This is a genomic window from Marinobacter sp. es.042 (assembly GCF_900188315.1).
GTDB lineage: Bacteria > Pseudomonadota > Gammaproteobacteria > Pseudomonadales > Oleiphilaceae > Marinobacter.
Window position 1 is genome coordinate 216,684 of sequence record NZ_LT897781.1, and the last position, 26,631, is coordinate 243,314.

Annotated in this window: 25 protein-coding genes; 15 read left to right on the top strand and 10 right to left on the bottom strand. The window is 57.5% G+C overall.

Going from position 1 to position 26,631, the window contains the following annotated elements:
- Positions 1-10: 10 nt before the first annotated feature.
- The 3 genes from tenA to CFB02_RS01160 all read right to left on the bottom strand — a co-directional run bounded on the left by tenA (position 11) and on the right by CFB02_RS01160 (position 1,927).
- A complete protein-coding gene (gene tenA, locus CFB02_RS01150; protein ID WP_088556527.1) occupies positions 11-679 on the bottom strand; it encodes a thiaminase II in 669 nt (222 codons plus the stop codon).
- Between the two features lie 25 nt (positions 680-704).
- Entirely contained in the window at positions 705-917 is a 213-nt protein-coding gene (locus tag CFB02_RS01155) for a penicillin-binding protein (RefSeq protein ID WP_088556528.1), read from the bottom strand.
- Positions 918-1,024: 107 nt separating this feature from the next.
- Complete coding sequence (locus CFB02_RS01160) at positions 1,025-1,927, bottom strand: DMT family transporter (RefSeq protein WP_088556529.1); 903 nt, start codon at positions 1,925-1,927, stop codon at positions 1,025-1,027.
- 112 nt (positions 1,928-2,039) lie between these two features.
- On the opposite strand from CFB02_RS01160, the gene CFB02_RS01165 reads away from it, so the two are divergent.
- Genes CFB02_RS01165 through CFB02_RS01175 form a run of 3 tightly spaced genes read left to right on the top strand, consistent with a single transcriptional unit; the run spans position 2,040 to position 4,084 of the window.
- The gene (locus CFB02_RS01165; RefSeq protein ID WP_088556530.1) at positions 2,040-2,903 is read left to right on the top strand and encodes a LysR substrate-binding domain-containing protein; all 864 of its coding nucleotides are present in this window, start codon (positions 2,040-2,042) and stop codon (positions 2,901-2,903) included.
- A gap of 57 nt (positions 2,904-2,960) precedes the next feature.
- Positions 2,961-3,608 (top strand): DsbA family oxidoreductase, encoded by a 648-nt coding sequence (locus CFB02_RS01170; protein WP_088556531.1) that lies wholly within the window; start codon positions 2,961-2,963, stop codon positions 3,606-3,608.
- A 20-nt stretch (positions 3,609-3,628) separates the two neighbouring features.
- Positions 3,629-4,084 carry a DUF4112 domain-containing protein gene (locus CFB02_RS01175; RefSeq protein ID WP_088556532.1) on the top strand — a complete coding sequence of 152 codons (456 nt, stop codon included), beginning with the start codon at positions 3,629-3,631 and terminating at the stop codon, positions 4,082-4,084.
- A gap of 14 nt (positions 4,085-4,098) precedes the next feature.
- Here CFB02_RS01175 and codA read toward each other — a convergent pair whose 3' ends face one another.
- From codA to codB, 3 genes are read right to left on the bottom strand one after another with little or no spacing between them, the layout of a single operon-like run.
- A complete protein-coding gene (gene codA, locus CFB02_RS01180) occupies positions 4,099-5,355 on the bottom strand; it encodes a cytosine deaminase (RefSeq protein WP_088556533.1) in 1,257 nt (418 codons plus the stop codon).
- Positions 5,356-5,384: 29 nt separating this feature from the next.
- A complete protein-coding gene (locus CFB02_RS01185; protein WP_088556534.1) occupies positions 5,385-6,008 on the bottom strand; it encodes a PucR family transcriptional regulator in 624 nt (207 codons plus the stop codon).
- Entirely contained in the window at positions 6,009-7,292 is a 1,284-nt protein-coding gene (gene codB / locus CFB02_RS01190) for a cytosine permease (protein WP_088556535.1), read from the bottom strand.
- Positions 7,293-7,683: 391 nt separating this feature from the next.
- Between codB and CFB02_RS01195 the strand changes: the two genes are divergently transcribed.
- The gene (locus CFB02_RS01195) at positions 7,684-8,718 is read left to right on the top strand and encodes a GGDEF domain-containing protein (RefSeq protein WP_157677780.1); all 1,035 of its coding nucleotides are present in this window, start codon (positions 7,684-7,686) and stop codon (positions 8,716-8,718) included.
- Positions 8,719-8,734: 16 nt separating this feature from the next.
- Positions 8,735-9,127: a DUF2784 domain-containing protein gene (locus CFB02_RS01200; protein WP_088556537.1), complete on the top strand. Its 393-nt coding sequence runs from the start codon at positions 8,735-8,737 to the stop codon at positions 9,125-9,127.
- 13 nt (positions 9,128-9,140) lie between these two features.
- Here CFB02_RS01200 and CFB02_RS01205 read toward each other — a convergent pair whose 3' ends face one another.
- The gene (locus tag CFB02_RS01205) at positions 9,141-9,344 is read right to left on the bottom strand and encodes a DUF3185 family protein (protein ID WP_014578027.1); all 204 of its coding nucleotides are present in this window, start codon (positions 9,342-9,344) and stop codon (positions 9,141-9,143) included.
- 218 nt (positions 9,345-9,562) lie between these two features.
- On the opposite strand from CFB02_RS01205, the gene CFB02_RS01210 reads away from it, so the two are divergent.
- Entirely contained in the window at positions 9,563-10,663 is a 1,101-nt protein-coding gene (locus tag CFB02_RS01210) for a mandelate racemase/muconate lactonizing enzyme family protein (protein ID WP_088556538.1), read from the top strand.
- Between the two features lie 16 nt (positions 10,664-10,679).
- On the opposite strand, the gene CFB02_RS01215 is transcribed toward CFB02_RS01210, so the two are convergent.
- Positions 10,680-11,144 (bottom strand): hypothetical protein, encoded by a 465-nt coding sequence (locus tag CFB02_RS01215; protein ID WP_088556539.1) that lies wholly within the window; start codon positions 11,142-11,144, stop codon positions 10,680-10,682.
- 133 nt (positions 11,145-11,277) lie between these two features.
- On the opposite strand from CFB02_RS01215, the gene CFB02_RS01220 reads away from it, so the two are divergent.
- From CFB02_RS01220 to CFB02_RS01230, 3 genes are all read left to right on the top strand, one after another.
- A complete protein-coding gene (locus CFB02_RS01220; protein ID WP_062781459.1) occupies positions 11,278-11,601 on the top strand; it encodes a hypothetical protein in 324 nt (107 codons plus the stop codon).
- 74 nt (positions 11,602-11,675) lie between these two features.
- Positions 11,676-13,706: an alkyl/aryl-sulfatase gene (locus tag CFB02_RS01225; RefSeq protein WP_088556540.1), complete on the top strand. Its 2,031-nt coding sequence runs from the start codon at positions 11,676-11,678 to the stop codon at positions 13,704-13,706.
- Between the two features lie 10 nt (positions 13,707-13,716).
- Complete coding sequence (locus CFB02_RS01230) at positions 13,717-14,622, top strand: homocysteine S-methyltransferase family protein (RefSeq protein ID WP_088556541.1); 906 nt, start codon at positions 13,717-13,719, stop codon at positions 14,620-14,622.
- Here the strand turns inward: CFB02_RS01230 and CFB02_RS01235 are convergent.
- Positions 14,619-14,894, bottom strand: a complete 276-nt coding sequence (locus tag CFB02_RS01235) for a hypothetical protein (RefSeq protein ID WP_227519286.1) — start codon at positions 14,892-14,894, stop codon at positions 14,619-14,621. The two genes, CFB02_RS01230 and CFB02_RS01235, sit on opposite strands and share 4 nt — an antisense overlap.
- A gap of 191 nt (positions 14,895-15,085) precedes the next feature.
- On the opposite strand from CFB02_RS01235, the gene CFB02_RS01240 reads away from it, so the two are divergent.
- From CFB02_RS01240 to CFB02_RS01265, 6 genes are all read left to right on the top strand, one after another.
- Positions 15,086-15,946, top strand: coding sequence for a LysR family transcriptional regulator (locus tag CFB02_RS01240; RefSeq protein WP_088556542.1), 861 nt, complete (start codon positions 15,086-15,088; stop codon positions 15,944-15,946).
- 68 nt (positions 15,947-16,014) lie between these two features.
- The gene (locus CFB02_RS01245; RefSeq protein WP_088556543.1) at positions 16,015-17,898 is read left to right on the top strand and encodes a monovalent cation:proton antiporter-2 (CPA2) family protein; all 1,884 of its coding nucleotides are present in this window, start codon (positions 16,015-16,017) and stop codon (positions 17,896-17,898) included.
- 52 nt (positions 17,899-17,950) lie between these two features.
- Positions 17,951-19,651 carry a BamA/TamA family outer membrane protein gene (locus tag CFB02_RS01250; RefSeq protein ID WP_088556544.1) on the top strand — a complete coding sequence of 567 codons (1,701 nt, stop codon included), beginning with the start codon at positions 17,951-17,953 and terminating at the stop codon, positions 19,649-19,651.
- A gap of 84 nt (positions 19,652-19,735) precedes the next feature.
- Positions 19,736-20,575, top strand: a complete 840-nt coding sequence (locus CFB02_RS01255; protein WP_088556545.1) for a hypothetical protein — start codon at positions 19,736-19,738, stop codon at positions 20,573-20,575.
- Positions 20,576-20,647: 72 nt separating this feature from the next.
- Entirely contained in the window at positions 20,648-22,105 is a 1,458-nt protein-coding gene (locus CFB02_RS01260; RefSeq protein WP_157677781.1) for a DUF4105 domain-containing protein, read from the top strand.
- Positions 22,106-22,203: 98 nt separating this feature from the next.
- Positions 22,204-23,298 carry a hypothetical protein gene (locus CFB02_RS01265; RefSeq protein WP_157677782.1) on the top strand — a complete coding sequence of 365 codons (1,095 nt, stop codon included), beginning with the start codon at positions 22,204-22,206 and terminating at the stop codon, positions 23,296-23,298.
- 9 nt (positions 23,299-23,307) lie between these two features.
- On the opposite strand, the gene CFB02_RS01270 is transcribed toward CFB02_RS01265, so the two are convergent.
- Entirely contained in the window at positions 23,308-26,589 is a 3,282-nt protein-coding gene (locus CFB02_RS01270; protein ID WP_088556548.1) for a carboxyl transferase domain-containing protein, read from the bottom strand.
- Positions 26,590-26,631 lie beyond the last annotated feature (42 nt).

Genomic DNA, 26,631 nt, shown 5'->3' on the forward strand with positions numbered 1-26,631 from the left:
CGGCAGTGGGCTAGGTGCTAAGATTCAGGCCCATTTCCCAGAAGTCAATCTCAAGCCGGGTGGCGTCGCTAAAAATCCGGCTCAGCTCTTTGAAGCGGGCAGGGGAGACATGGGCCAGTCGCTCGTTGAGCCACTCAATCTCGGCCTGCATGGCTTCCTGGAACTCCTCGCTTTCATACATCGCTATCCAGGCGTCATAGGGATTGCTGTCGCCTCGGATAGTCTCCGCTCGGCTGTTAAGCCAGTTGGCGATTTCACCGTATCCCACCATGCATGGTGACAGGGCGACGTGCAGATCCAGAAGGTCGCCGCGGTTGCCGGTATCCAGAACGTAACGTGTGTAGGCCAGTGTGGCCCGGGCTTCCGGCAGTTCGGCCAGCTCTTGTTCGGAAATACCCCATTCCTTGCAGAAGCTGACATGCAGATCCAGTTCCACATCCAGGATGGCCTGCAAACCGTCCTTGGCCTGGCGGAGGTCCGACAGTGTCGGGCTTTTATAGGCGGCCAGCGCAAAGGCACGCGCGAACTGGATCAGGAACAGGTAGTCCTGCTTGAGGTAATGCTGGAACGCTTCGGGCTCCAGCGACGCATCACCCAATTGCTGCACGAAGTCGTGCTGGATGTACGCCTGCCACTCGGACTGGCAGCTTCGTTTCAGATCGTCAAACTGGTAAGGCATGGAGTCTCCCGAAAACACTCTTGGTTCAGTAGCACGAATTGGGGGATGAGTCCGGATTGATTTCGCCGGCGACTTCTTCCGGGTCAATGCCGTGACGGGTCAGCACTTCCCGCACAAAGTTCACCTGAGAGAGAATTCTGTCAGCGTCATCCCCGTATTCAAACCGGTTGATCTCGACCGGCTGGGGCATGAAGGTGAAGGCGGTTTTCAGAGCGGTGAGTGTATCTTCATCGACCATTGGCATACTCCTCATGCGGTTTGAGTGACTCATGAGGAGTATACGCAAGTCTTCCAGTAAAGACCGCTGTCCCTGACCAAGCGGGCTTGCCTTACGGTATGGCCTGTTCAAGCTTTCCTGCGGCTTGATGCCACCAGTGAGCCCAGCACCACAAGTACTGCTGCCAGGGGCAGCCGCCAGTCCGGCGCTGCAATTCCGGCGAGCACCAGGAAAAGGGCCGCCAGCACTGGTACCGCGTAGGCGAGACTGCCCACCAGGGCTGTGGGCCCCTTCCGGAGAGCCAGGTCCCAGGCCACCATGGCCAGCCCGTATGGCCCCAGACCGAGGGCGACGCCTGCGGCGAGAGCCGTTCCTGACGGCACCACGGCGGCAGAGCCGGAAACGGTATCCGCGGCCGCTGCCCCGGCACCGGCGAGAAGGAACAGCCCGGGCATGACAGGAGCTACAGCAACAGGTGTGGCCTGGCAGATCCATGAATACAGCGCCCAGCATCCCCCGGCCACAAGAGCTAGCCCGTAACCCGTCAGATTGCCCGAGAAACCATTATTCAGGGCCTCCGGGCCCAGCAGCAAAGCCGCGCCGGAAAAGGCAATCAGTGCCCCCGCAATAACCGGGAGGGCGATCCGCCGATGAAAGGCCCACTGGCTGATCAGGATGAACATGACCGGCCAGGTATAGGTGATCAATGACGCCTCTGCGGTGGGTGCCATGCCAAGCCCGGCCAGGTAGGCGCCGACCGCCCCCAGAACCAGCAAAGGCACAAGGCCGAAAATCACCAGTTTCCATTGCCAGGACACTTTCACAGATTTACGCGCTTCGCGGCCCCGGAAACTCATGGGCAGCACGGCCAGTGCGCCACTGATCAGGGCGATGGTCGTAAGCTGAAAGGGCGGGATGGAACGCGCTGCATCGACCAGCAAAGGGGCAACAGCCCAAAGAACGACGGCAACCAGAGCCGCGATGATGCTCAGGATGTTGGGCAAACGTATGGGCGCGTTGACAATCCTCATGGGCAGTCCTCCTTTAGCTGGTGTGTTGTGATCTGACAGCGGGAGGATATACTCGCTTGAGATATCACAAAAACAACGTTTAGTGATTAAAAGCATCACAGGAGTTGATGAATTGCGTCCCCGTATTCTGGATCTGAACGTGCTGCAAACACTGGTGGCCATTGCCGACACGGGAACGGTAACCGCGGCGGCTGACCGGCTTGCCTATACCCAGTCAACCGTCAGCATGCAGTTGCATCGCCTGGAAGCCCTGTTGGAGGTGTCCCTTCACGAGCGAGAGGGCCGGAGTATTCGGTTTACCGCGGAGGGCGAGCAACTGATCGGTTACGCCCGGAAGATGCTGGCCCTTAACAACGAGGCACTGGATTCGCTCAGGCAGCGGCAGGTATCGGGGCAGCTGAGCCTGGGTATCCCGGAAGACTATGCGTTTCTGCTGACCTCCGTTCTCTCCCATTTCAGCCAGCTGTTCCCGGCGGTTCAGCTGCAGGTTATCTGCGGATCAAGCGTCAGGCTGCTGGAGCAGGTGCAGGCTGGTGAGCTGGACCTGGCGGTTGTGACCCGTCAGACCCGCTCTCCCGGGGGCGAAGTGATTCGCCGGGAGCCACTGGTGTGGGCGGTTGGCGCCGAGAAACAGCCGTCCCTGACAGATCCCATTCCTCTCGCGCTTTACTCGCCGGGCGCTGATGTGTTCAGAGAGGTGGCAGAACAGGCGCTGTTTTCTGCGGGTCGGCAATGGCGCCTGGCATACTCAAGCCAGTCGATGACAGGATTGATGCCCGTTGTCGTGGCCGGATTGGCGGTGGTGCCCGTAACCCGCGATATGCTCACGCCCCAGCTGCGGGTTCTGGACGAACGAAGCGGTATGCCGGCCCTGCAATCCATTGAGATGGCCCTGCATCGGCCGTCGGGCCGTCCGACTGAACCGGCCCGGCAGATGGCAGAGCTGATCCGGGAACATCTGGCGGGAGATGGCTGATCTGTCTCCGTGTTAGGCTGGCAGTATCGTGTCTAAACGCAATGAACGGGATACCCCATGAAAACGATCAACATCGACATTGTTTCCGACATCGCCTGCCCCTGGTGCGCGATTGGTTATGCCCGTCTGGAACAGGCCATGAAACAGTTGGCGGATGATTACGAATTCGGCCTTCAGTGGCATGCCTTTGAACTCAACCCGGATCACACTGGCGAGGGCGAGCCCATCCTCCCGGCTCTGGCACGCAAGTACGGCCGTAGTGAGGAGGAAATGCGCGCCACCCAGAACCAGATGATGACGATTGCTAGGGATCTCGGACTTAATTTTGAAAAGATGCAGGAGCGTTTCACCTGCAATACCTTCGACGCCCATCGGCTGGTGAAGTGGGCGGCTGAGCAGGGCAAGCAGACGGAAATGAAGCAGGCGCTCTTCGAGGCTTACTTTGGAAAGGCGGAAGACGTTTCAGACCAGGACGTGTTGCTGGCCTGTGTCGAGAGCCTGGGGCTGGACCGCGCGAGGGCAAAGCAGATTCTGGATTCCGATGAATTCGCCAACGTGGTACGCGAGGATGAAGCAACTTATCAACAGGCTGGTGTTTCTTCGGTGCCGGCCTTCATCGTGAACGGCAAATACCTGATCTCCGGCGCCCAGGAACCCGACACCCTGGTTCAGGCATTCGAAGAAATCAGCGCAAAGCCTGAGTGAGCACCTTCGTTGGAGAGAGAATGCCGAAACCATCCGAAGCCCGGCAACGGGCCATTCTGGCACGGCTGGATAAGTTCAGCCGTTTTACCGATAGCAACATCGCTATTCCGTTCACCAATGTACGGATTGGCGCGGAGGCCGTGATTGGCCTGCTGCCCGTGGTCGGGGACGCCGTGGGCCTGGTCCTGGCCGGATACGTACTGGTGGAAGCGCAGCGAGCAGGCGCCACCAAGGCGGTGAAGATGCGCATGTTGCGGAACATGGGCATCGACTTTCTCGGCGGTCTGTTGCCAGTGGTAGGCGATGCCTTCGACGCGGTTTACAAAGCCAACACCCGCAACACCCGTCTGCTTCGTAACTACCTGGAAAAGGAGTTGGCGATTGAACCTCCGCCTCCGCCTTTCCCCTGGCGGACCGTGATTGGTTTATCCGTGCTGTTCGCTGTGGTGACCGGCGGCCTCACGCTTTTATTCTGAGCCGCATGCTGCTCTTAAAGCATCAGGCCGGTTTCCGGATGGGAGGCCTCCCGCCGGACCAACACCTTCCCGTCCCTTACAGACGCCAGCACCGGTCGCTGCCCGAGCAGCACTTCATAGGGCGTGGCCCCCTGAAGAACCACGCATCGTGCTGGCATCCCTTCGTCAATGCCATACTCATCAAGGTCAAGCGCAGCCGCGCCATTCTCGGTGATCAGCTCCAGTGAACGGTCGATCCAGCTCATACCCAGCATATGGCAGGCGTGCAGGCCGACATCAAGGGTCCGGAGCATGTTGCCGTTGCCCATTGGATACCAGGGGTCGCGAATTGAGTCCTGGCCAAAGGCCACCTTCAGTCCGGCATCAAGCAGCTCGGGGACCCGGGTGATGCCACGGCGTTTGGGATAGCTGTCGAATCGGCCCTGCAAATGCAGGCTTTCAGTGGGCATGGAAAGAAAGCGCAGGCCGGACTTTTTCAGCAATCGAAACAGGCGGCTGCAGTAGGCATCGTTATAGGAGCCCATGGCACAGGTATGGCTGGCGGATACCCTGGAACCGTAGTCGAGTCTCAGGGCCTCGGCGGCCAGAACTTCGAGGAACCGGGATTCCGGATCATCAATTTCGTCGCAGTGAACATCCACCAGTCGGTCGTTTTTATGGGCAAGCTCCATCAGCCAGCGAACCGACTCCGCACCGTAATCCCGGGTAAACTCGAAGTGGGGAATGCCACCAACCACATCAGCGCCGAGACGCACGGCTTCTTCCATGAGTTCACGCCCGTTTTTGAAAGACCAGATGCCCTCCTGGGGAAACGCGACGATCTGCAGGTCAATGAAGGCTGCGGTCTGTTCGCGAACCTCAAGCATGGCCTTGAGGGCAGTCAGGTTCGGATCAGTCACATCCACGTGAGTACGCACGTACTGGATGCCATGGGCGGCAAAGAGCTTCAGCGTCTGGCTGGCGCGACTGATCACATCGTCGTGGCTCAGGGTTGTCTTGCGCTCGGACCAGCACTCAATGCCTTCAAACAGGGTGCCGCTCTTGTTCCATCGCGGTTCCCCAGCGGTCATCGCGGCGTCGAGATGGATGTGTGGCTCCACGAAAGGGGCTGTGACCAGATTGCCCCCGGCATCCAGTTCGCCTTCATTGACGGTGGTATTCTCGGCTTGGGCGGTGATACCTGAAAAGCGTCCGTTGCTGATCTCAAGCCGGAATAGCCCATCCCGGCCCTGTAGACGTGCGTTCGCTATTGCGTTCAATGGTTTAGTCATTTTATCTCCGGTCAGTGGCTAACCCGCATCTATGGTTTCAGTAGCAGGTGTGCCAGTAACAGTGTTCTGAATTGTTCTGTCGGGGTGCCCTGGCCAGGCATTGATTCACTGAGCTGGTTCATTCGGTTGCGTATTGTGTTTCTGTGGCAGCGTAATGCTTCTGCCATGGCACTCTGGTTGCCCCGGCAGGCGATCCAGGCATCGAGCAAGTCGGCAGAATCGGCCAGAAGGTCATGGTCCATCTGCTCGACCGATGTATGTTCGGACCAGACAATGGCCCTGCCGATGGCCTCTGTGACCTCCACCATGGGCAAAGAATAGGGCTGCTCAAAAAGTGGTATGGCAAGTTCGTCGGCCAGCCGGCATAACGTGTTCGGTAGTTGACCGATGTAAGCATCTCCGGTCAGGACAACGAGTCCGGAGACATTGCATTCCTTGCCCTCATACAGGCATTCCGCCAGATTCTGGGGGCTGCGATGTCGGCTGATGCCGGTAACAAATACCAGTTCGCCACCTTTGACCCAGCTTTTGAACGAGCGGTTTTCCGCTACATAGGGCCAGCGTACCGGGTTATCCCCGGCGGACTCCCCGCCCCGGAGCCGAATGGCATCCAGGCCGGGGAGGTGTGGCACGTTCCGGCATCGCAGCGTCACTCAGATCGCTCCCATCACCTGGGCTTTGCGCTCACGGACCGCTTCGCTGACAACCAGAATGAGGCTGTAGCTCAGGGCCGCGACGAGAACACCCACAATGGGCGCAATCCAGGGAGAAGTATAGGCGGCTGCGGAGCCGATGGCGTAGGCCGCGAGCCCAGGGAAGTTGAAGGCTGGCAGCGTAACCGTAGTCAGGTCCGGATACTGGCGTTTATAGCCGACAAAGTAGCTTGACATGATGACGCCACCGATCGGCGGGATAAAGGTGCCAAGCAGAACAAGGAACGGTATCAGCCATTCGTACATGCCCAGTACCGCCAGAACGGTCCCGATCGCGGCACCAGCAATGGTCACCGATTTGCGGCGGCGGGTACGGATCAGATTGCAGCCCGCGACCGCAAAGTTGTAAACCGTGTTGTCCTGGGTGGTCCAGAGATTCAGGAAGAGCATCAGGATACCAAGTGTGGCGAGGCCCTGGGCGACCATGATGTCGACGATGTCGGCCTGCTGGTAAACGAGGGCACCAAAGGCGCCGATCAGGGTCATCAGACCGTTACCAAGGAAGAAGGCAAGCAATGTGGCGATCACAGCGGTTTTGCCGGATTTCGCGAAGCGGGTCCAGTTCGTGGCCTGGGTGCCGCCACTGACAAAGGTGCCGAAGACCAGCGTGATTGCCGCTGCAACGCTCATTTCATTGGTCGGGGTAATGGCCAACAGCCCGGACAGGCCGCCGGCATCGGATGTGGCGATGGACATACTGACGGCGACCAGAATAATCATGGCCGGGACGGCAAACCTCGATAGCCACTCCAGGCCTTGGTAACCGATAAACGCAGTAACACAGAAGGCAAACCCGAACAGCACCATCAGCGGCGTTGTCATCCCTTCCGGCATTCCGGTGAGTTTGACCAGCAGAATTGCCATGGTGGCCGTGCCCCAGGCGTACCAGCCAATCTGGGTGAAGCCCAGAATAAAGTCGGACAGCTTGCTGCCCAGCTCGCCAAAGGTGAACCGGCTCATCAGGGCTGTGTTCAGACCTGTCTTCGCAGCAATATAACCCAGCCCTGCTGCGTACAGCCCCAGCAGCAGATTGCCGGCCGCCAGTACCAGCAGCATGGTGGAAAAGTCGAAGGCAACGCCAACGCTGCCACCAGCCCACATGGTGGCGGTAAAGAAAGTAAAGCCGAGGAGCACCAACCCCATGGACCAGACGCTTTTGCGCTGATCCATGGGGACCGGGCTTAGGGGATAATCCTGTTCTTTGGGTGTAGATTCAGTGGTCATGACGATCTCTCCGTGTCGTAGGTAACACGAAGAGAGTTCGCAACGTTTGTGCCATGGCTATGTTTTTGGGGTGGGTGTATGAGTTTGGCTTGGCCTTGATGTGCAAAATGCACAATGTTTGCTTTCAAGACCGTGATGTTCGGTATGGTTTGCGCTGAAGCAGTGCATTTTGAGCCCGTGATCGCTGATATGGTGCGCAGAGGGTTGGTCGGGATCTCATTAATTGATTCAAGCCCTTTCTGAGGGTTGTACCCCTTTTGAATCGGACAAAAACTGGTGGTGCAGGCTGAAATCTGCTTAGATTCGGCATGTACAGGGAATAAAGTGCGCATCGAGTCCTATTTTTATGCCGACTCCCTCGGTTGAAGCGAATAAGGTATCCCCACGCGACATGCTCATGCTGCGACTCTCCATCGTGGTGGGTGGCATTCTGATCTCCCTGTTCATGATTGGTGATCTTCAGTTGATCCCGCCGGATCTGGCGAGCGCCTACATAACGAACAGAGCCCTCATTCAACTTCCGATTCTCGCAGGCCTACTCGCCTTCACCTTCGTTCCGCAATTTCTTCGCTTTGCCCAGACCGCGTTTTTGGCGACTGTTCTGAGCATTACCTACGCCAATTACTACCTGATCCACGTGGCATGGGAGCAGGCATCATTCAGCTTTCCTTACGAAGGGACGTTGCTGTACGCCTTCTTCGGTTTCTTTGTTTTTGGAATGAAATTCCATTACGCGCTGGCCGCGATGGTGCTCAGTTCTCTGGGCTTTGTCGGCTTGATGCTCATGGATTCCGTTTACGGCGAGCGAACCTGGATGAACGTCGGGTTCGTGGCTGGCTCACTGTTTATCGGTGTGATCGGCCGGCACAGGATTGACCGATTGCTGGGGCAGCTTCAGGAGGCTAACGAGCAGTTGATTGGCCTGAGCACCATCGATGAACTGACCGATCTCTTCAATCGCCGGGCATTGATGAGTGAATCCGGGCGTTTGTTTGCCCGGCAGCGGCGCTCCAATCAGAGACTCGCTGTACTCATGATGGATCTTGATCATTTCAAGCAGTTCAACGACCACTACGGCCACCAACAGGGTGATCAGGCTATTCGACAGCAGGCTGACATCATGAGGCAGGTATTCAAACGACAGACCGATATCCTCGGGCGATACGGCGGTGAGGAATTCATGGCCGTGATCGAGGGCGAACATGCCGACCGGTTTGAACTTCTTGCTGCAGCGGTTCTGGAACAATGGCAGGACCGCGCGGTGCCGAATGAGGATAGCCCCGATAGCAAGGTACTTAGCTGTTCCATTGGAATCTGTCAGGGCCTGGCCACCGAGTTTGATTCCATCGATGAAATGATTCGAAGGGCCGATGAGGCATTGTACCGCGCGAAAAAACAGGGTCGCGCCAGACACGTAATGGCCTAGTGGGCGTCGAGTAGCGATGGATAGCCGCTGGTTACTGATCTTTGCTGATACGCTCCTGATCCTGCACACGATGCTGGTGGTTTTTGTCATCCTTGGGCTGGTCGCAACCTTTGCCGGCTATTTCTTCCAGTGGCGCTGGGTTCGCAATTTCTGGTTCCGTCTCAGCCACCTGATTGTGATTGTTGTAGTGGTTCTGCAATCCTGGCTGGGTGTGCTATGCCCGCTTACGACCTGGGAAATGGCGCTTCGGGCAAAGGCCGGGGAGGCGGGCTATGAGGGATCGTTTATCCAGCACTGGCTGCAGTCCATTCTGTATTACAGTGCTCCGGACTGGGTGTTTATTCTGGCCTACACGGTTTTCGGAGCGCTCGTCCTGGCCAGCTGGTTTGTGGTCAGGCCCGAGCGGTGAAAAACAGGCAGGATTATTTCTTGAAAAATGTCAGGAAAGCGCCGGCTGCAGCAGCGGCCGCCCCGCCGATCAGATACCACATGGTCTGGTCTGTAAAACGCCCCGTCACCGTTTCGGACAACTGGTTCCCCAGTGACTGGGTTGATTGGTAGCCGAAATACAGCAGCCCGACGCCAACCACCAACAAAACGATACCGACCAGCTTTGAACTTCCCATTGCATTCTCCTTTTAATTGGCTCTCACAGTCAGCTTGCCACGGGCTCAGGCGCTCCGAAAGCTAATTCTAAAGCGTCTGGCACTGCCAACATGGCAGGGGACACTGCCATCAGGGGCTTAATACGTTGGCATATGTACTGAGCGAAACAGGAAGCAGGGACTACACTTCAATTGAATATACAGTGAATCATTTTCAGGGGCTAAGCCCGAGGCCAATCATGCGTATCGCAAGTATTGCAGCCTACACCGCAGATCTTGAGTACACCGGCAAAGCCTATGCTTTTGCCGGTGGCCGCTCCCATCAGGTCTTCACCAGCACGGTTGTGGTTTTAACGACGGATACGGGGCTGGAAGGTTACGGCGAGGTCTGTCCATGCGGCCCCAACTACATGCCGGCTTTTGCCGAAGGGATTCCTGCCTGCCTCGCTTTGCTGGCACCGGCGGTTATTGGTGAGGATCCCAGGGAAATCTCATGCCTCCATGAGCGGATGAATCAGGCCCTCACGGGCCAGGCTGTTGCAAAGGCGGCCATTGATATCGCCTGCTGGGACATTCTTGGAAAGGCGACAGGCCTTCCGGTTTACACCCTTCTTGGTGGTCTGCAGACACCTTCTATGCCCTTACACCGGATTGTTCCTTTGGCAGACCCGATCGATATGCAGGCGTCTCTGCGCCAATACCGCTCGGAGGGATTTCGCCATATCCAGATCAAGCTCGGGCACGATGTGGAGGAAGACATTGAACTGGTTCGAACCCTCAGCAAGCTGAAGCAACCTGACGAGCTCTGGATTGGAGACATAAACGGGGCGTGGCGGCGGGGTCAGGCCTTGCGTTTTTCGCGTTCTGTTGAGGATGTAGACCTATACCTGGAGCAGCCCTGCAGAGGATACGAGGAATGCCTGTCGGTGCGCCAGCGGGTCCGACACCCTGTCAAACTGGATGAGAGCCTGAATTCTCTCGGCGATTTGCAGCGTGCTTTGCGGGATGACGCCATGGATTCCATCGCCCTTAAAGTCAGCAAGTTTGGCGGGCTTACGCCATCCCGCATTATTCGCGATGTGTGCGTGGACGCTGGAATATCCATGACGATCGAAGATGCCTGGGGCAGTGGCATTGCAACGGCCGCCTATGCGCACCTGGCTGCAAGTACCCCAACAAGGGTATTGCTGAATACGACTGACCTCCATAACTACAACACTACTCAGCTTGCGACAGGCGCGCCGGATGTGTCCGGCGGGCGAATGACACTCAGCGATCGCCCTGGACTCGGTGTGGTTCCGGACTTCAAAATGCTGACCTTGCATGATGTCTATGAATAACCTCAGCCTCGATACCTCAAGGGCCAGCCTGATCTTTGGGAGCCATCTTCAAAAACAGGCCCAGGGATGCCAGCAGCAGGGCGGTGCTGACGATTATGGCAACGGGATAATAGAGGTTGCCGGCGAGTTCCAACTGACTGTATTTGATGATCATGATCAGCCCTTCAAGCGACATGGCAACGCATACTGTTCCAATAAAACGCGGCAGAGTGCGTCTCATCATGGTTATGACGTCGTGGGATTCTGACCGCCCGCTATACTCGGAGCGTATCACCATGGCCAGTTCGTAAACTGCGAGAGCGATAATGCTGCCATTAACGCCCTTGATCAGGGCCTGCATAAGTTGCTGGCCAGACTGGAGCGCGTCGATCACTTCCATAACGGTGGCACTGACCAGAGTGAAAGCGAGCACGAAGAAAACCAGAGAAAATAATCGGGCGAATAGTGCCCTGACCGGAATTGCTGCCAGCATGTTGACCATAGTGTATAACCCCCAGCGTTGATCAAGTCAGACGCAGGCTACTGACAAGAGCCGTTGATTTCGCTTAAGGATTGCTCATTCTCTGGTAATCTGGTGGGCCAATCCTGACGACCCCCGGAGCGACTCGAGCCCAATGTCTGAAGATCCCCTGAAAACCCTGTCCGACCTTGCCAGCGATGCCCATGCCCGCATCCAGGCAACCCATCAGCACATCAATCCGGTGGTAGAGGTGCGCCGTGGTATGCGTGATGCCGGTATACCGGCGGATGTGATGACCATTGACTGCCTGCGTACCCGCCGAAGGATTACGCTGATCCTTCACGACGAACAGCCGGGCACTCTTCTATACCAGTTCGTGACCATAGAAGACGAAGTGGGGAACGACTTTCAGCAGATGGCGCTCAACGACATGACAACCACCAAACTGTTCGAGTGGATTCAGGAGTATTTTGGCTAATTTGCACGGATCCAGGCCCACCCTGAAGTAAACTTGGGGTAACCAACAACAATAGACCGACAAGGTTTCCCCATATGCCACTAACCCGAACGCTTCTTTTCGCTCCTTTGCTGGGCATTACCCTCGTCATGACGGGTTGCGATTTCGGCTCCGATTCTTCCGCAGCCAACAGCGCCGGACACACTGCGCCGACCGCCACGACCGAGCAGGCCAATCGGGATGTGTTGGATCAGCGACCCTTTGAAAACCGTGACGATTTCGAGAACGCGCGACGCGGACTGATTGCCCAGGACCCTGAACTGGTCATTGATCATCTTGAAGGCGGTGAAGTCTGGAACATGCCGGCCTATGGATTTATCGACGAGGATGGAGAAAACGCCCCTGCCTCGGTTAATCCAAGCCTCTGGCGCCAGGCTGCCCTCAACAACATTCACGGGTTGTTCAAGGTCACCGACGGTCTCTACCAGATCCGGGGTTACGACCTGGCGAACATGTCGATCATCGAAGGCGAAACCGGGTGGATTCTGGTGGATCCTCTGACCGCCCGGGAGACGGCCAGCAAAGCCTTCCTGTTTGCGCGAGAACATCTGGGCGAAAAGCCGGTGCGGGCGATTCTCTTTACCCACAGCCACATTGATCACTTTGGCGGCGTGCAGGGCATTCTCCAGCACCTTTCGGACGAGGAAAAAGCCAACCTGCGGATTATCGCGCCAGAGGGCTTTGAGGAGGAGGCAACCAGCGAGAACATCATCGCCGGCCCTGCCATGACACGCCGGGCCATGTTCATGTATGGCAAGCGTCTGGATCGGGACGAACGCGGCCATGTAGGCACTGGTCTGGGCAAAGGCCCGGCTTTTGGCACCTTTGGCTTTGCCCCGGCGACAGACCTGATCAGCGAAACCGGCACGGAGCTGGAGGTGGACGGCGTGCCGATGATTTTCCAGATTGTCTCCGGTTCCGAAGCGCCTGCAGAGTTCACCTTTTACCTCCCCGAACAAAAGGCCTTTTGCGGTGCCGAGCTGGTCAGCCGCAATATGCACAACATCTACACCCTGAGGGGCGCGAAGGTTCGGGATGCCCGTCTATGGAGCGGCTTTATCGACGAAGCAAAGGCTCTGTTCGCCGACGCCGATATCTACTTCGGCAGCCACCACTGGCCGCTGTGGGGGCAAGAGAATATCCAGGACTTCCTGGCTGTTCAGCGGGATACCTACAAGTTCATTCACGATCAGACGGTGCGTTTGATGAATCAGGGTGCGACACCGCGGGAGATCGCCGATCAGCTCAAGCTGCCGCCGGAGCTGAATCGGGCGTTCCATAACCAGGGGTACTACGGCACCGTGTCTCACAACGCCAAAGCGGTGTACCAGCACTACCTGGGGTGGTTTACAGCGAACCCGGCCCAGCTAGACCCACTTCCGGAAAGTGACTCTGCCCAGCGTTATGTGCAGATGATGGGTGGGGTTGAAAAGGTTCTGGAAAGAGCCCGCGAGGATTTCGAGGCGGCCTCTGCCATGGGGGCTAGCGAAGGGCGCGACACCTACCGGTGGCTGGCTGAATTGCTCAATCAGGTGGTCTTCGCCGAGCCCGGGAATGACGATGCAAAACAGCTTCTGGCCAACGTCTATGACCAGCTTGGCTATCAGGCAGAATCCGCACCCTGGCGGGACTTCTACCTGACGGGGGCATACGAGCTGCGCCACGGCTCGCCGGAAGAGGGCATCAAACCGGCGATGATGAGAGAAGTGCTGCTGAACACGCCGGTATCCCTGTTCTTCGACAGCATGGCGGTGCGGCTGAAGGCCGAAGACGCAGAAGGGGAGAGTGCCGTCATCAAGATTACCTTCACGGATCTGAAGGAAAGTTATCTGCTGACTCTGAAACATTCCGTGCTTCACAACCGTCTGGTTAATGAGGACACTCCCGCTGACGCCACATTGAATCTGACGCGGTCTTTGTTTGTGGATCTGTTGATCGGCCGTGCGGGGCTGAAGGAACTTCTGTTCAGCGACGAGATCAGCTTTGAGGGAAGCCGGCTCGACCTGATAGGCTTTTTCAGTATGCTGGACAAGCCTCAGGGCCGGTTCAATATCGTTACACCCTGATGAGTACTTTATGAAATCTGTTGCACTTCTCGATGGCGGCCTGGGCCAGGAAATCTACCGCAGGGCCATGAATGTTACGTCACTGCTCTGGTCAGTGGCGGTAATGCGGGAGCAGCCGGACGTGGTTACCGATGTCCATGCTGACTTTATCAGGGCCGGCGCCCGTACCCTGACACTGAACACCTATGCTGCAACGCCGACGCGACTGGCCAGAGAAGGCCTTGGTGACGAGATTGGTGCAATCCATCAACGGGCTTTCGAGGTGTTGGAGCGCGCCATCGCGTTAACGGGTGCCGACGTTGATATCGCCGGCTGCCTGCCGCCCCTGGTCGGAAGCTATCGGAGCCAGCCTGACCGGACGTTCGAGGATCTGAAATCGGAATTCGACATCCTCGTTAAACTGCAGAGTGGGGCGGACGTCTTCCTCATCGAAACCATGACCAACTCGCTGGAGGCGAAAGCCGCCTGTGCTGCCGCCAGTGAATCAGGCAAACCCTTTGGAGTGGCATTCAGACTGGAAGCAGATGGCAAGCTCCGGTCAGGGGAGACCCTCGCCGAGGCTGTTGAAGCGGTGAAGGCGTCAGGGCCAACAGCGATTATGCTCAATTGCTGCGACCCGGAAGTAATTTCGCAGGCAATGCCTGAACTGGCCGGCCTTTACCCCTGCACGGGTGGCTATGCAAACGCGTTCAAAACAGTTGAGCCAATGGCCGGCGGAGCGCTGGTGGATGAACTGGAAGTCAGGCAGGACGTGTCACCCGGGGTGTATGGGCTTCAGGTGAAACAGTGGTTGGATGACGGCGCAAGTGTTGTTGGCGGCTGTTGTGAAATCACGCCCGAGCACATCAGCCACCTGGCCGATGTGCTGACAGGCGAGTATAACCTGATACGGTTCTCGGAATTGCCGCGCGGTTAGCCGGCGAGCCGCGGAGTTTTGGCTCTGCGCGCTTCAACAGCACGTCTGGAACGACGTGCCTCGATGTATTGCATTGCATCGTTCCGGATGGGAAGGTGCAAGGCGCCTTCCAGATCATGGCGGTCGTAACCAAGATCCGAAAGCGTATCATCTTTTTCTTTCAGCAATGACTCTGCCATACGGCGGAATTGCTGGCGTCTGGAATATCCCTCAATCCAGGAGGTGATCGGCTGCATTGCGGAGTGTGCCTGATGCTCTGTGCTCTTCAACATGTCTACGGCCCCGACTGTTGGTGAATGACTTGCAGCAGCTCGTTTGGAGACGTCTTGTAACTCGCTTACGGGTGCCCACAGCCGCTATTCTGGTATTCTCCCTGCCTTCAATCAAACGAAAAGAATTTAAGATCTTGTTAAGTTATGCTTAAGGCAATTGCCGGCTATAAATCTATCCCCAAGGTCCGCCCATGAACATGCCTCTGCTTGATAACGATGTGCTCCGGAGTTTTGTTGCCATTGCGGAACATGGCACGTTTACCAGTGCCGCCAAAGCCGTTCACCGGACACCTTCCGCCCTGAGCATGCAGATCAAACAGCTTGAGAGGAACCTTGGGAAAACCCTGTTTGTTCGCGAACCCAGGCGCGTCACGTTGACCGCAGAAGGTGAGGTTCTTCTTGATTATGGGCGCCGATTGCTGCGCCTGAATGAAGAGGCCGTGCAGTATTTCGTTTCGCCAACCCTTGAGGGGAAAGTGGGTATTGGCACTTCTGACGATGTGGGTACCCGGATTCTGCCGGAAGTTCTGGCAGAATTCGCCAGATCCTATCCCGCCGTACTGGTGGACGTCGTGGTTGGTTCGAGCAAACAGAATCTTGCTCGCCTGGACGCCGGTGAACTGGATATGACCCTGGTAACTGTGGCCGATGAGGGGCGTATTCCCCGCGGTGAGGTAGTGCACGAGGAACCGCTGGTCTGGGCCGGACGAGAGGGTTCATCGGCCTATCAGCGTTCCCCGCTGCCGATTGCCATGGCCCATGAAGGATGTGCCTGGCGGCGTATGACCCTCCGGACACTGGACAAAGCGGGTATACCCTACAGGATTGCCTACACCTGTGAGCATTGTTCCGGCCAGGAGGCCGCTATGCTGGCGGATCTCGCCGTGGCCCCGTTTCCGCAAAGCCTGATTCGTCCGCCTCTGAAAGAGGTTGCCGGTGACAGCCTGCCGAAAATCGGCTTCTATCAGCTGGCGTTGGTACGCCGGGGTTCAAATCCCCTTAATGATGCGCTTGCCTCTCATGTCAAAGAGGCATTCCTCGGTCTACGCTAAACAGAGCTGCAGGTAATAGTATTCCGCATATCCTCTAGCCGCCCGACTTTGAATCAAGGAAATCATTGATGACAGTTTATTTCGTCCAGGCCTTTATCTACCTGGTGGCAGCAGTCATCGCTGTGCCCCTGGCAAAACGCCTGGGGCTGGGCTCTGTCCTCGGGTATCTCGTGGCCGGTGTGGTTATTGGGCCGGTCACGGGGCTGGTAGGGCAGGAAGCCAATACCATTCAGCATTTTGCCGAGTTCGGTGTGGTCATGATGCTCTTCCTGGTGGGTATGGAACTCGACCCCAGGGCGCTCTGGGCCATGCGTGTGCGCCTGGTCGGGCTGGGTGGGCTTCAGGTGGTGCTGACGGCGGCTGCAGGCATGGCAGTGGCCGCATGGTTGGGACTGCAGTGGCAGACAGCCATTGCGGTCGGTCTGATCTTTGCCCTGTCGTCCACGGCGATTGTTCTTCAAACCCTCAACGAAAAGGGATTGGTCAAAACCGAAGGCGGTCGCAGTGCGTTCTCCGTCCTGCTGTTTCAGGACATCGCTGTCATTCCAATGCTCGCCCTTATTCCCTTGCTGGCACTGCCGGAACTCATGGACGCCACGGCAGGATCCGACGCCCAGCAAGGTCACCTCAGCCTGGTGGACAATCTCTCGGGATGGGCTCACGGGCTGGTTGTGGTGGCGGCCGTTGGTGCAGTGATTGTTGGCGGCCACTATCTGAGCCGGCCCCTGTTTCGCTATGTGGTGCAATCGGGCTTGCGTGAAGTATTCACCGCCACGGCGCTGATGCTGGTCATCGGGATTGCGGCTCTGATGAGTCTGGTAAATCTGTCCCCGGCGCTTGGAGCCTTCCTGGCCGGTGTGGTTCTGGCTAACAGTGAATTCCGGCATGAGCTGGAAGCGAACATCGAACCGTTCAAGGGACTGTTGCTGGGCCTGTTCTTCATCACCGTTGGCGCGGGCATCAACTTCGATGTGTTGTCTGAGCAATGGAGTACGGTGGTGTCACTTGCGGTCGCGGTGATCGCAGTCAAGGCCGCAATCCTGCTCGGCCTGGCGTTGCTGTTCCGGGTTCATGGCAGTAATGGCTGGCTGTTCACGCTGTCCCTGGCACAGGCCGGTGAGTTTGGCTTTGTGCTTCTGACCTACAGTGTCCAGAGCAAGGTGATCCCCATGGAAACGTCACAGGTCCTCTCACTGGTGGTGGCGCTGTCGATGTTCCTAACGCCGTTGCTGTTTATCGTGTATGACCGGGTTGTGTTGCCCCGTTATCGTCGTTCACAAAACGACGAGCGGGAGGCGGATATCATCGATGAACAGGCACCGGTTATCGTCGCTGGTGTCGGTCGTTTCGGCCAGATTGTCTGCCGGCTGTTGCGGGCCAATAATGTTCCCATCGTTGCATTGGACCATGAGATCGAGCAGATCGAGAACCTCCGGCAGATCAACATCAAAAGTTTTTTCGGAGATGCGAGTCGCCCGGATTTGCTGGAAACCGCAGGCATCGAACAGGCCCGGCTGCTGGTCGTGGCGATTGACGACCGTGACCGTTCGGTGCAGATGGTGGAGCACGTGAAGCAGTTCTTCCCCGGTGTCTGGGTGCTGGCCCGCGCTTTCGACAGAGGCCACGGATACCGACTGCGCGAGGCCGGGGCCGATGATGTGGTCAGTGAAACCTATCATTCGGCACTTGAGCTCGGTGGTCATGCTCTGACCGCCATGGGTGTGCACCCGATGCGTGCCCGTCAGATGACCTGGGCCTTCCTCGACAATGAAAAAGCCCACGAGGATGAGCTGTTCGACGCCTGGAAGGAAATCGAGGAAGGCATCCGGTTCAGCCCCCGCTACGGTGAGTTATTCATGAAGCTGGAAGAATCACTCAGCAGTGCCATGCAGAGTGATTGGGATGAGCCAAAGCAGGAGGATGTCCCTGTCTGGAGACCGCCTGAACGCTGACACGGGGGCATCGCTGGGCTAAATTATTGTCTGGGCGCCTCGAGAGGTCAGTATGGTTTTCAGGAAAACGCTTTTTGTTTCAGGAATGGTTTTTGCGGGATCCTGCCTGGCCGCCGAATCGGGCCAGGGCGATTGCATTGCCAGCAGTACCCAGCCGGAAGCCATTGATCTGGACAAACCGAGAGATCAGCTCGCCCGCCAGAACGATCTGGTGATTCCCGAGGATGCGCGCATCGCCAGCATCCGAGTTCTTCGCCGTCCTATCTTTAATACCACCGACCCTGAGCAGGACAACGCGCTCTATCGAACTCTGAACGCGCTCAACACACCTACCTGGGAGTCCGCCCTGCGTGCCCAGTTGGTGTTTGAAGAAGGAGATGTCTACGAGCCGGAGCTTATCTCCGAATCCGAGCGGGTGCTGCGCCAGCGTGAGTATTTGACCGCTGCCTGGGTAGGCGTAACCCGGGTTTGTGGCAACGAGGTTGAGGTAAGCGTGCTTACCAGAGATACCTGGACACTGTTTCCGAGCGTGGGGGTATCGCGATCCGGGGGTGAAAATACCACCAACTTCGGATTGTCTGATCCCAATTTTGCCGGATCAGGCAAGAGCCTCGGCATTGGCTATGCGAAGGACCCGGACCGCACAGAAACCAGTCTGTATTTTGATGATCCGAACGTATTGGGTTCGCATTGGCAGGCGGGGTTCTCGTTCGACGAGAGAAGCGACGGCCGGGGCCGAGGCGCCTATCTTGAGAGGCCTTTCTTCAGCGAGACCACCAACTGGCGTTTTGGCCTGAGCGGCATCGACGACGTAAGGGAGGAATCCCGATATGTCGGCGCGGAGGCTATTGCCGATTATCGGCGCAGCCAGGAGTTCTTCAGTATCGATGGAGGCTGGCGGCTGGCGGAGAGGGACAGCCGGCAACTGAGGTTGCTCGCCGGCTACCGCTACAATGCACTCATGTTCGACCGTTTGCCCAACGAACCCGATCTCGACATCCTCCCGGACGACAGGACCCTGAGTTACCCCTGGGTTGGCTTTGATTACCGCCAGAACCGTTTCCGTGAAATGACCAACCTTACCCGGCTCCAGCGGGTGGAAGATGTGCGGGACGGTTTCGTTTGGCGAACCGAGCTGGGCTATTCGGGCAGCGGGTTGGGTGCCACGGAAGATCGGGTGGTTCTCAATATGGATTTCCAGGATGCGTTGCATGCCTCGGAGACCAACTACGCCAGCTATTCCCTCAGCCAGAGCGGCACCTACCGTCTCGACGAGGATCGGGTGGAAAACCTGCTGGGCACAGTGAGCGTTCAGTACTTCCATGGCGGATCGGAGCGCTGGAACAGTTGGTACACCAACCTCGCGTTCACCGCAGCGCACAATCTGACAGCCGATCAGCAACTGCTGATTGGCGGGGAGAACGGCCTGCGTGGCTATCCCAGCGAATACCAGCAGGGTAACCGCCGGCTGCTGTGGACCCTGGAGCGGCGCTATTTCCCGGACTGGCACCCATTCAAGCTGTTTCGGGTTGGCGGTGTAGTCTTCACCGACGTTGGTCGGGCCTGGTTCACTGACGACCGGAACAGTGGGCCGGACGAAGGTGTTCTGAAGGATGTTGGCTTCGGCATGCGGCTGGCGTCCAGCCGCATCGAGGTGCAGCGCATGCTGCACCTTGACTTCGCCTTCCCCCTGGATGGCGACGACAGTATTGATGATGTTCAGTTTCTGTTGAGGGGTCGGAGCCAGTTCTAAGGCAACTTGATATTGATCAATTGGCCAATCCATGATCACATTACTAATATGTAATCAGGTCCTGATGTCGCAAAGGTAAAAAAAATGAAGTTGTTGTTGGGTTTCCTGCTATTTGCCTTCTCGTCGGTTGTATTCGCATCTAACTCTCTTGTTCGCATTGATTGCCAGGAAGATACAAACGGTGCGGCCGTCTACCTAGACGGTGCCTATCAATTCGAATGCGAGGATTACGCAAAACTTCCGATTCTGACAACCGCTGGCGCCCATGAGTTGCGAGTGGTTCGTCCGGTCGGTCGGGAATTTGAGCAGGTATTCGTCAAACGAATTGAGCTTCGTGCCGGAGTGCCTGAGCGGGTTCGTGTTTCCCTGCCGGATAAAACCCTGACAGCTTATGGCCAGAAGCAGGAAGCCTTGCGCAAGGAAGAGGCGAGAATGGCCGCAGAAAAGGCAGAACAGCGACGTCGGGAACAGGCCCGGATTGCCGCTGAAAAGGCCGCGCAGGAGCAGCTGGAGAAAGATCTGGCGAGTGCTCGGGCGGGAAATGCCGCCGCAATGGAGCGCATGGCACAGAGGTATCGTTCCGGGGATGGTGTGCCCGCCAACGCACAGGCAGCGTCCGACTGGGAAGTGAAAGCGGAGCGTCAGAAAAAGATCGATGATCTCGAGGCCAGCAAGATGGAATATTTTGCGATGTCTGAGTCCGCGCTTCTCGGGATCTATGGTGATGATCCGGGCTCTTCTCAAATTATTTCGGCGCCATGGATTGTAGCTCCAACATTTACAGCTGAACTGCTTTCAACACCGGTGACGACCACGGACCAGCAGATCAAGGACAGCAGGCTGGAAACATTGCGTCGCCAAACGGCTGCGGCACGCTGGGCGAACCCTGACTCTCTGGTCGCGAGGGCCGCGGACAAACTCTGACGCTTCTTCGCCGTGAAATTCCGCCTGTTTCTTTCTGGCCTGGCGCTTTTGGCGTTGGGAGGCTGCTCCAACTTGAGTACGCTTGAGTTGGATGGCGATCGTGCCGCATCGATAGAACCTGATGACCGATTTTCGGATCTGAGCAGGCTGGTGACAGGAGAGCAGGGCAGCGATGCAGAGTTCCTGATTGAACTCACGAAGTACCGCTCCGATACGTCCTATAAATGTCGGCACCCGGCCTATGCCTACTATTTCTCCCAAAGGCTGGGTGAGCCCCTGGACTATGGAGAGTGTCCTCCAACCGTGCCTTTTTATCTGCTGGATCGTGAGAAAGGCGGATATCAGTTCTCCGTAGCGCCGGATCTTGTCCGCAGCATACACATAATGTTTGCCTCACCTGGCGAGTCGGTTGCCTCGCAATTCGGTCATCTTTCTATGCGACTCATCGTCTGCCCCTCCGGGTCCTCGAGCGATGCCGAGTGCAACGAAAACATTTTCGATCATGTAGTTCTTGGCTACGTTGCCCGAATCAATGAACTTGAGATGAGCCTGATCAAAGGCGCGTTCGGCGGATACGACGCCCATCTGACCGGCTTTTCCTTTATGGAAGCCTACCGAACCAACACCTTGCTTGCGGACAGGAACCTGTTTTCAATACCCCTGAATTTGCGCCCTGAACAAACCGAACAAGTGGTTCGGGAGTTATCGGAGATTCACTGGAGCTTCAGGGGTGATTACCGCTTTTTCACAAATAATTGCGCAACGCTACTGCAAGAAACTCTGGCTGGCTTGCTGGAACCGGCGGAGGGTGAACGGACAGTGCCCGGTAACCTGGAAACCGGGTATGTGCGCCCCGACTCTTTTTTCAAAGCGCTCAGGCGCAGCGAACTGGCTGATGACCGTGTTCTCGACTCTCTGGAAAGGGCGGAGCAGGAAGGATTCTACTTTTCCAGCACTCGTCCCTATTACGAACGGGCGTTCGAACTGGTCAGCCAGACTGCGGACTGGAATTCGCCCTCATCACTTGATGAATACTTAAGCACACCGGCCAACAAGCGCCTGCTGACCGCTTTGAGATCCGACGAGCTGTTGGAAGTCTACGCCCATGACCAGCATGCCAGGGAGGCTCATTTGCTGCTGGAGGAAAGGGCGCTGATCAGCCTTGAACAGGCCCGGCTCCAATCACTGATGAGCCTTTTAGGCGACCCTGAAATTATGGCGTCGCTTCAGAACGGTTTGAATGAGATGGAGCCCGATACCCATCGGCGGTGGTTTGAACAGTGTGTCCTTCAGCCGGTTCGGAAGCTCCAGGGGCGTTTGCCGGTGTCGAAGGGAATACCGGGCCCCGAATTCATGCAGCTGTTTCCATCGGTCGGGACAGGCTGCGATCAGCCAGAATCTCAAGTTATTGCCAAACGGCTGGTAAATGACTGGCTGCCCGAGGGGCACGGGAGTGTCCGGGCGTTGAGAAATCTCAGCCTTGAAATCGAACAGACCCACGAAAACCTTGCCTACCTGAGGACGCTTTAATGAACATCGTTCGCCAGCCACCTTTTCTTCTCGCACTTGTTTTGGCTGTTTTCGCTCAGTCAGTGGCAGCCAATCAGCCACAACCTGGTGTTAACAACATGGATGAGATGTTGAAACAGCTTGAAATGCTTGAGCAACTGGACCAGCTGGATCGTCAGGATTTCAGCGCTGCCGTCGACAAGGCCTATGAATGTGCGGACGCAGGGAATTTTTCGTGTGCGGATCGGCAGCTCAAAGAGGCGGAGAGACTGGCTTTCGATGAACCGTCCCGAACACGTCTGGCAGAAGTCCGTGACTATCGACAGGAAATGTACAGAATTGCCGAGGAAGAGAAAAAGCGCCTGGCGATGGAGCGCCGGATTCAGGAATGCAGTGCGAATTGCCCTATTCGGGAAGAATACGAAGATTGCGTCGACGGTTACCAGAATCCGAGGTACTGCCGTGAGCCCTCTTATGATCAGCCCTCCAGTTCCAGCTCCAACAACACGATGCTAATGCTCAATCAGACCGTTCAGCAGTTCAAACAGTTCACCGAAAACCAGTTGGCCCAGCAGCGACAGCAGCTGGAGATGCAACAGCGGATGTATGAAGAGCAAAGGCGCCGTGAGGAGGCCATCAAGCGTCAGCAGGAGCAACAGCGGCGAGAGATGGAGCGCAGACGCTCTCAACAGCTTGCCGAGGCAGAACTTAGGGAAGCTGAGCTGATCGAAAGACGACAGCGTGCGGAGGAGGAGCGGCGTCGGCTTGAGGCACGCCGACAGGCTGAGGAAGAAGCCCGTCAAAGAGCGGAAGAACGTCGTCAGGCTGAAGAGGCGCGGAGACTGGCTCGCCAGCAAGAAATACTGGAGCGCCAGCGTGCGCGAGAGCGCGAAAAGGCAGAACGTGAGGCTCGCCGGGCGGCTTATTTGGCAACAATGCAGCAGGGTATAAAACTGTATGGCCGATCTTGTCCGGGCCCCTCGAAGCACGTTTTCGGAACTGTCCCAAACATCAAGCCGGAGGAGGTGGGATGCCTTGATGTCTATTTCGAAGTCTATTGTCCAGGCTCCGCAAGTGTTCAGCATCGTGGGGTCATGGACACAATGTTGAACAATGTGAACGGTTGCTACGGTGACACGGAGGAAGTGCCCGAGACCTTGCCGTGTGCTGCGAGCGACTTTCGTGTCAAGGTTACTCAGGTCACAAGTTGTTGAGATCGACGTTTACCACGTGTCCACAAATCGCCCATTTCCACGTCCGCCAGGGTCTCCGGCGGTCGTGGAATTAAGCCCCCTGACCAGCCAGGCCCGCGTTTCCTGCGGGTCGATCACCGCATCGATCTCCAGGTAGCTGGCCACGTTGAGTGCCTTGCCCTGCTCATAAGCTTTGGCGACCAGGGTGTCGAACATCTTCTGCCTTGATGCCTCATCGGGCTGGGCGGCCAGCTCTTTGGCAAAGCCCAGGCGCACGGCGCCTTCCCAGCCCATGGGCCCGAACTCACCGCTTGGCCAGGCGGCCGTAAAGAAGGGGGTGAGCATGCTGCCCGCTGCCATGGCCTGGGCGCCAAGACCGTATGCCTTCCGCAGAATCACGGTGAAGAAAGGCACATTGAGCTTGGCTGCCGCCACGAACATACGCGAGATGTGGCAAATGGTGGCTTGTTTTTCGGCGTCAGGCCCCACCATGAAGCCCGGTGTGTCACACAGTGACAGGATCGGAAGGCCGTGGGCGTTACAGAGCTGCATAAAGCGGGCAGCCTTGTCGCCTGCTCTGGCATCGACCGCTCCGCCCAGGTGGGCCGGGTTGTTGGCGATCAGGCCCATGGGACGACCTTCAATACGGACCAGCGCCGTGATCAGGCCTGGCGCAAACTGGCTGCGGAGTTCCAGGACACTGTCCTGATCGGCCAGGGTCTCGATAACCTGGCGGATGTTGTAGACCCGCATGCGGTTTTCCGGAATCAGGTGGCGTAGCCGTCGTTGATCGTCGCACTGCCAGTCTTCCAACGTGCCCTGAAAGTACGACAGATATTTCTTCGCCACACTGACCGCTTCAGTTTCGTCCTCGACCAGGACATCTATCACACCGTTGGGCCCCATGACGGAAACCGGCCCCACTTGTTCCGGGCTGAACCGCCCAAGGCCGCCGCCTTCGATCATGGCGGGTCCCGCCATCCCCAGATTGGCGTCTCTGGTGGCAATGATGGTGTCGCAGCAGCCAAGCAGCGCCGCGTTGCCCGCATAGCAACGGCCGGACACAATACCGAGCGTGGGCACGACGCCGGAGAGCCGTGCCATGCCGACAAAGGTATGACAGTCCAGAAATGAAACGCCGTTGGCGTCGGTGTCGGATGGGCGACCCCCGCCGCCCTCCGCGAATAGAACCAGTGGGATTCGCCATTGCTCGGCCAGAGCGAGAATTCGGTCTGCCTTGCGGTGATTCGTCAGCCCCTGTGTGCCTGCGAACACCGTGTAATCGTAGGCCATGGTGGCGCAACGCCCGGTTTCGGGGCCAAATTCGGGCGCGTTTACGGTGCCAATGGCGGTAATCAGGCCATCCGCCGGGCTCATTTCTGCCAGTTTGTCCGCCGAACGTCGGCGTCGCTGTGCCGCCAGTGCAAGAGCTCCGTATTCATTGAAGCTGTCCGGGTCGAGCAAGTCTTCAACGTTCTCACGAGCGGTTCGCTGAGCCGTTTTACGCCGCTTTGCGACCGCGTCCGGTCGGCGCTGGTCAGTCAGCAGATCATGACGCTCCAGAACCTCGGCGAGATCGGCCCGGATGTACTCCAGATCAACCGTCTCTTCATTCTGAATGCCGCCGGCCTCGACATCGGCTGGTTCCAGATAGACCAGTGCCTGCCCGTCGTTCACCGTTGTCCCTGGTTCTGCGGCAATAGAGTGGATGATGCCGGAGTTGGTTGCCTTGACCACAAACTCCATTTTCATCGCTTCAAGCACCGCTACCGGGTCGCCGATGGCGACTGAATCTCCTGGTGTCACATCGATACTGACAACCGTGCCGGAACTGGGCGCCTCAATGCCGATGGTGCCCGCCGGTGCGGCGATGGCGCCCGGGCTTTCGTTGACCTCCGAGGCAGATGCGTTGCCAAAGTGCAGGTGCGGGTGAGCGGTTTTGGTCGCTTCCGGGATCAAGTGTTTCAGGTTGTCTTCGACAAAGCGGGTGGTAACAGCCCAGGTTTCCACGCCGGAATGGCGGACCAGATTCTGTAGCAGACCAATATTGCTGCTGACACCGGTTAGCCGGAATTCGCACAGGGCGCGATACAGCCGCCGAAGTGTTGAAGGGTAATCGCTACCATGGGCAACCAGCTTGGCGAGCAGGGAGTCAAACGAAGGGCTGATGGTGTAACCGGCGTAACCGTAGCCATCGACCCGTAAACCCGGGCCAGACGGTGGCTCGTAGGTGCTCAATGTGCCGGTAGCGGCGGTGGCATGACCATCGGCGTGGAGTGTTTCGCTGTTGATTCGCGCCTGAATCGCGAAGCCCCGCACGGTGGGTGCCGACTCAAGAGCCAGATCAGTGAGGCTTTGGCCGCCAAACAATTGCAGCTGGGTTTGAACGAGATCAACGCCGGTAATCTCCTCGGTGATGGTGTGCTCTACCTGGATGCGGGGATTGGCTTCCATGAAATAGAAACGGCCGGGGTGATCCTCGTCCACCAGAAACTCAAAGGTGCCGAGACCACGGTAGTTAACGGCGCCGGCCAGTTTCAGGGCGCAGTTGATCATGGCATCCCGGATCGAGGAGTCCAGTAAAGGACTCGGTGCAATCTCGATCAGCTTCTGATTTCGCCGTTGCAGGCTGCAGTCGCGCTCCCAGAGGTGACTGACGGCTCCGGTACCGTCGCCGACTATCTGGATTTCGATGTGCTTTCCCCGAGCGATCAACTGCTCAACGTAAAGTGAGCCGTTGCCGAACGCCGCCTGAGCCTCGGACTGGCATCGCTGGAAAGCCTGCTCGAGCTCTGTTTCGGCGTGAACCGCCCGCATGCCGCGGCCGCCGCCACCGGCAATCGCTTTGATCATCAGAGGGCCGTGCTCGCCCAGGAAGGCGCGAGCCTCGTTGAGGCTCACCGATCTGTTGATTCCCTTTATCAGGGGAACCTCGCAGCGCTCTGCCAGGGCCCGGGCAGCCGACTTGTCACCAAACGCCTCCAACACGCCGGGCGAAGGGCCGATAAAGATCAGCCCGGCCTGTTCGCATGCGCGGGCAAAACTGGCGTTTTCCGCCAGGAATCCGTAGCCAGGATGGACCCCCTCGCAGCCATGGGCCTTTGCGGCGTTTATCAGTTGCGCTCCATCCAGGTAAGCCTTTATGCCATGGCCCGTTAAAGCCACCGCCTCATCGGCCATACGGGTATGCAGGCTGGCGTCGTCGTCTTCAGAGAATACGGCCACAGACCGCAATCCCAGTTCGTTGCAGGCTCGGGCAATGCGGATCGCGATTTCGCCGCGATTGGCAATCAGTACGGAGCGAAAAGTCATGGTGCCTTGTTCCCCGGGGTGTGATTTTTATTTTGGGCGACA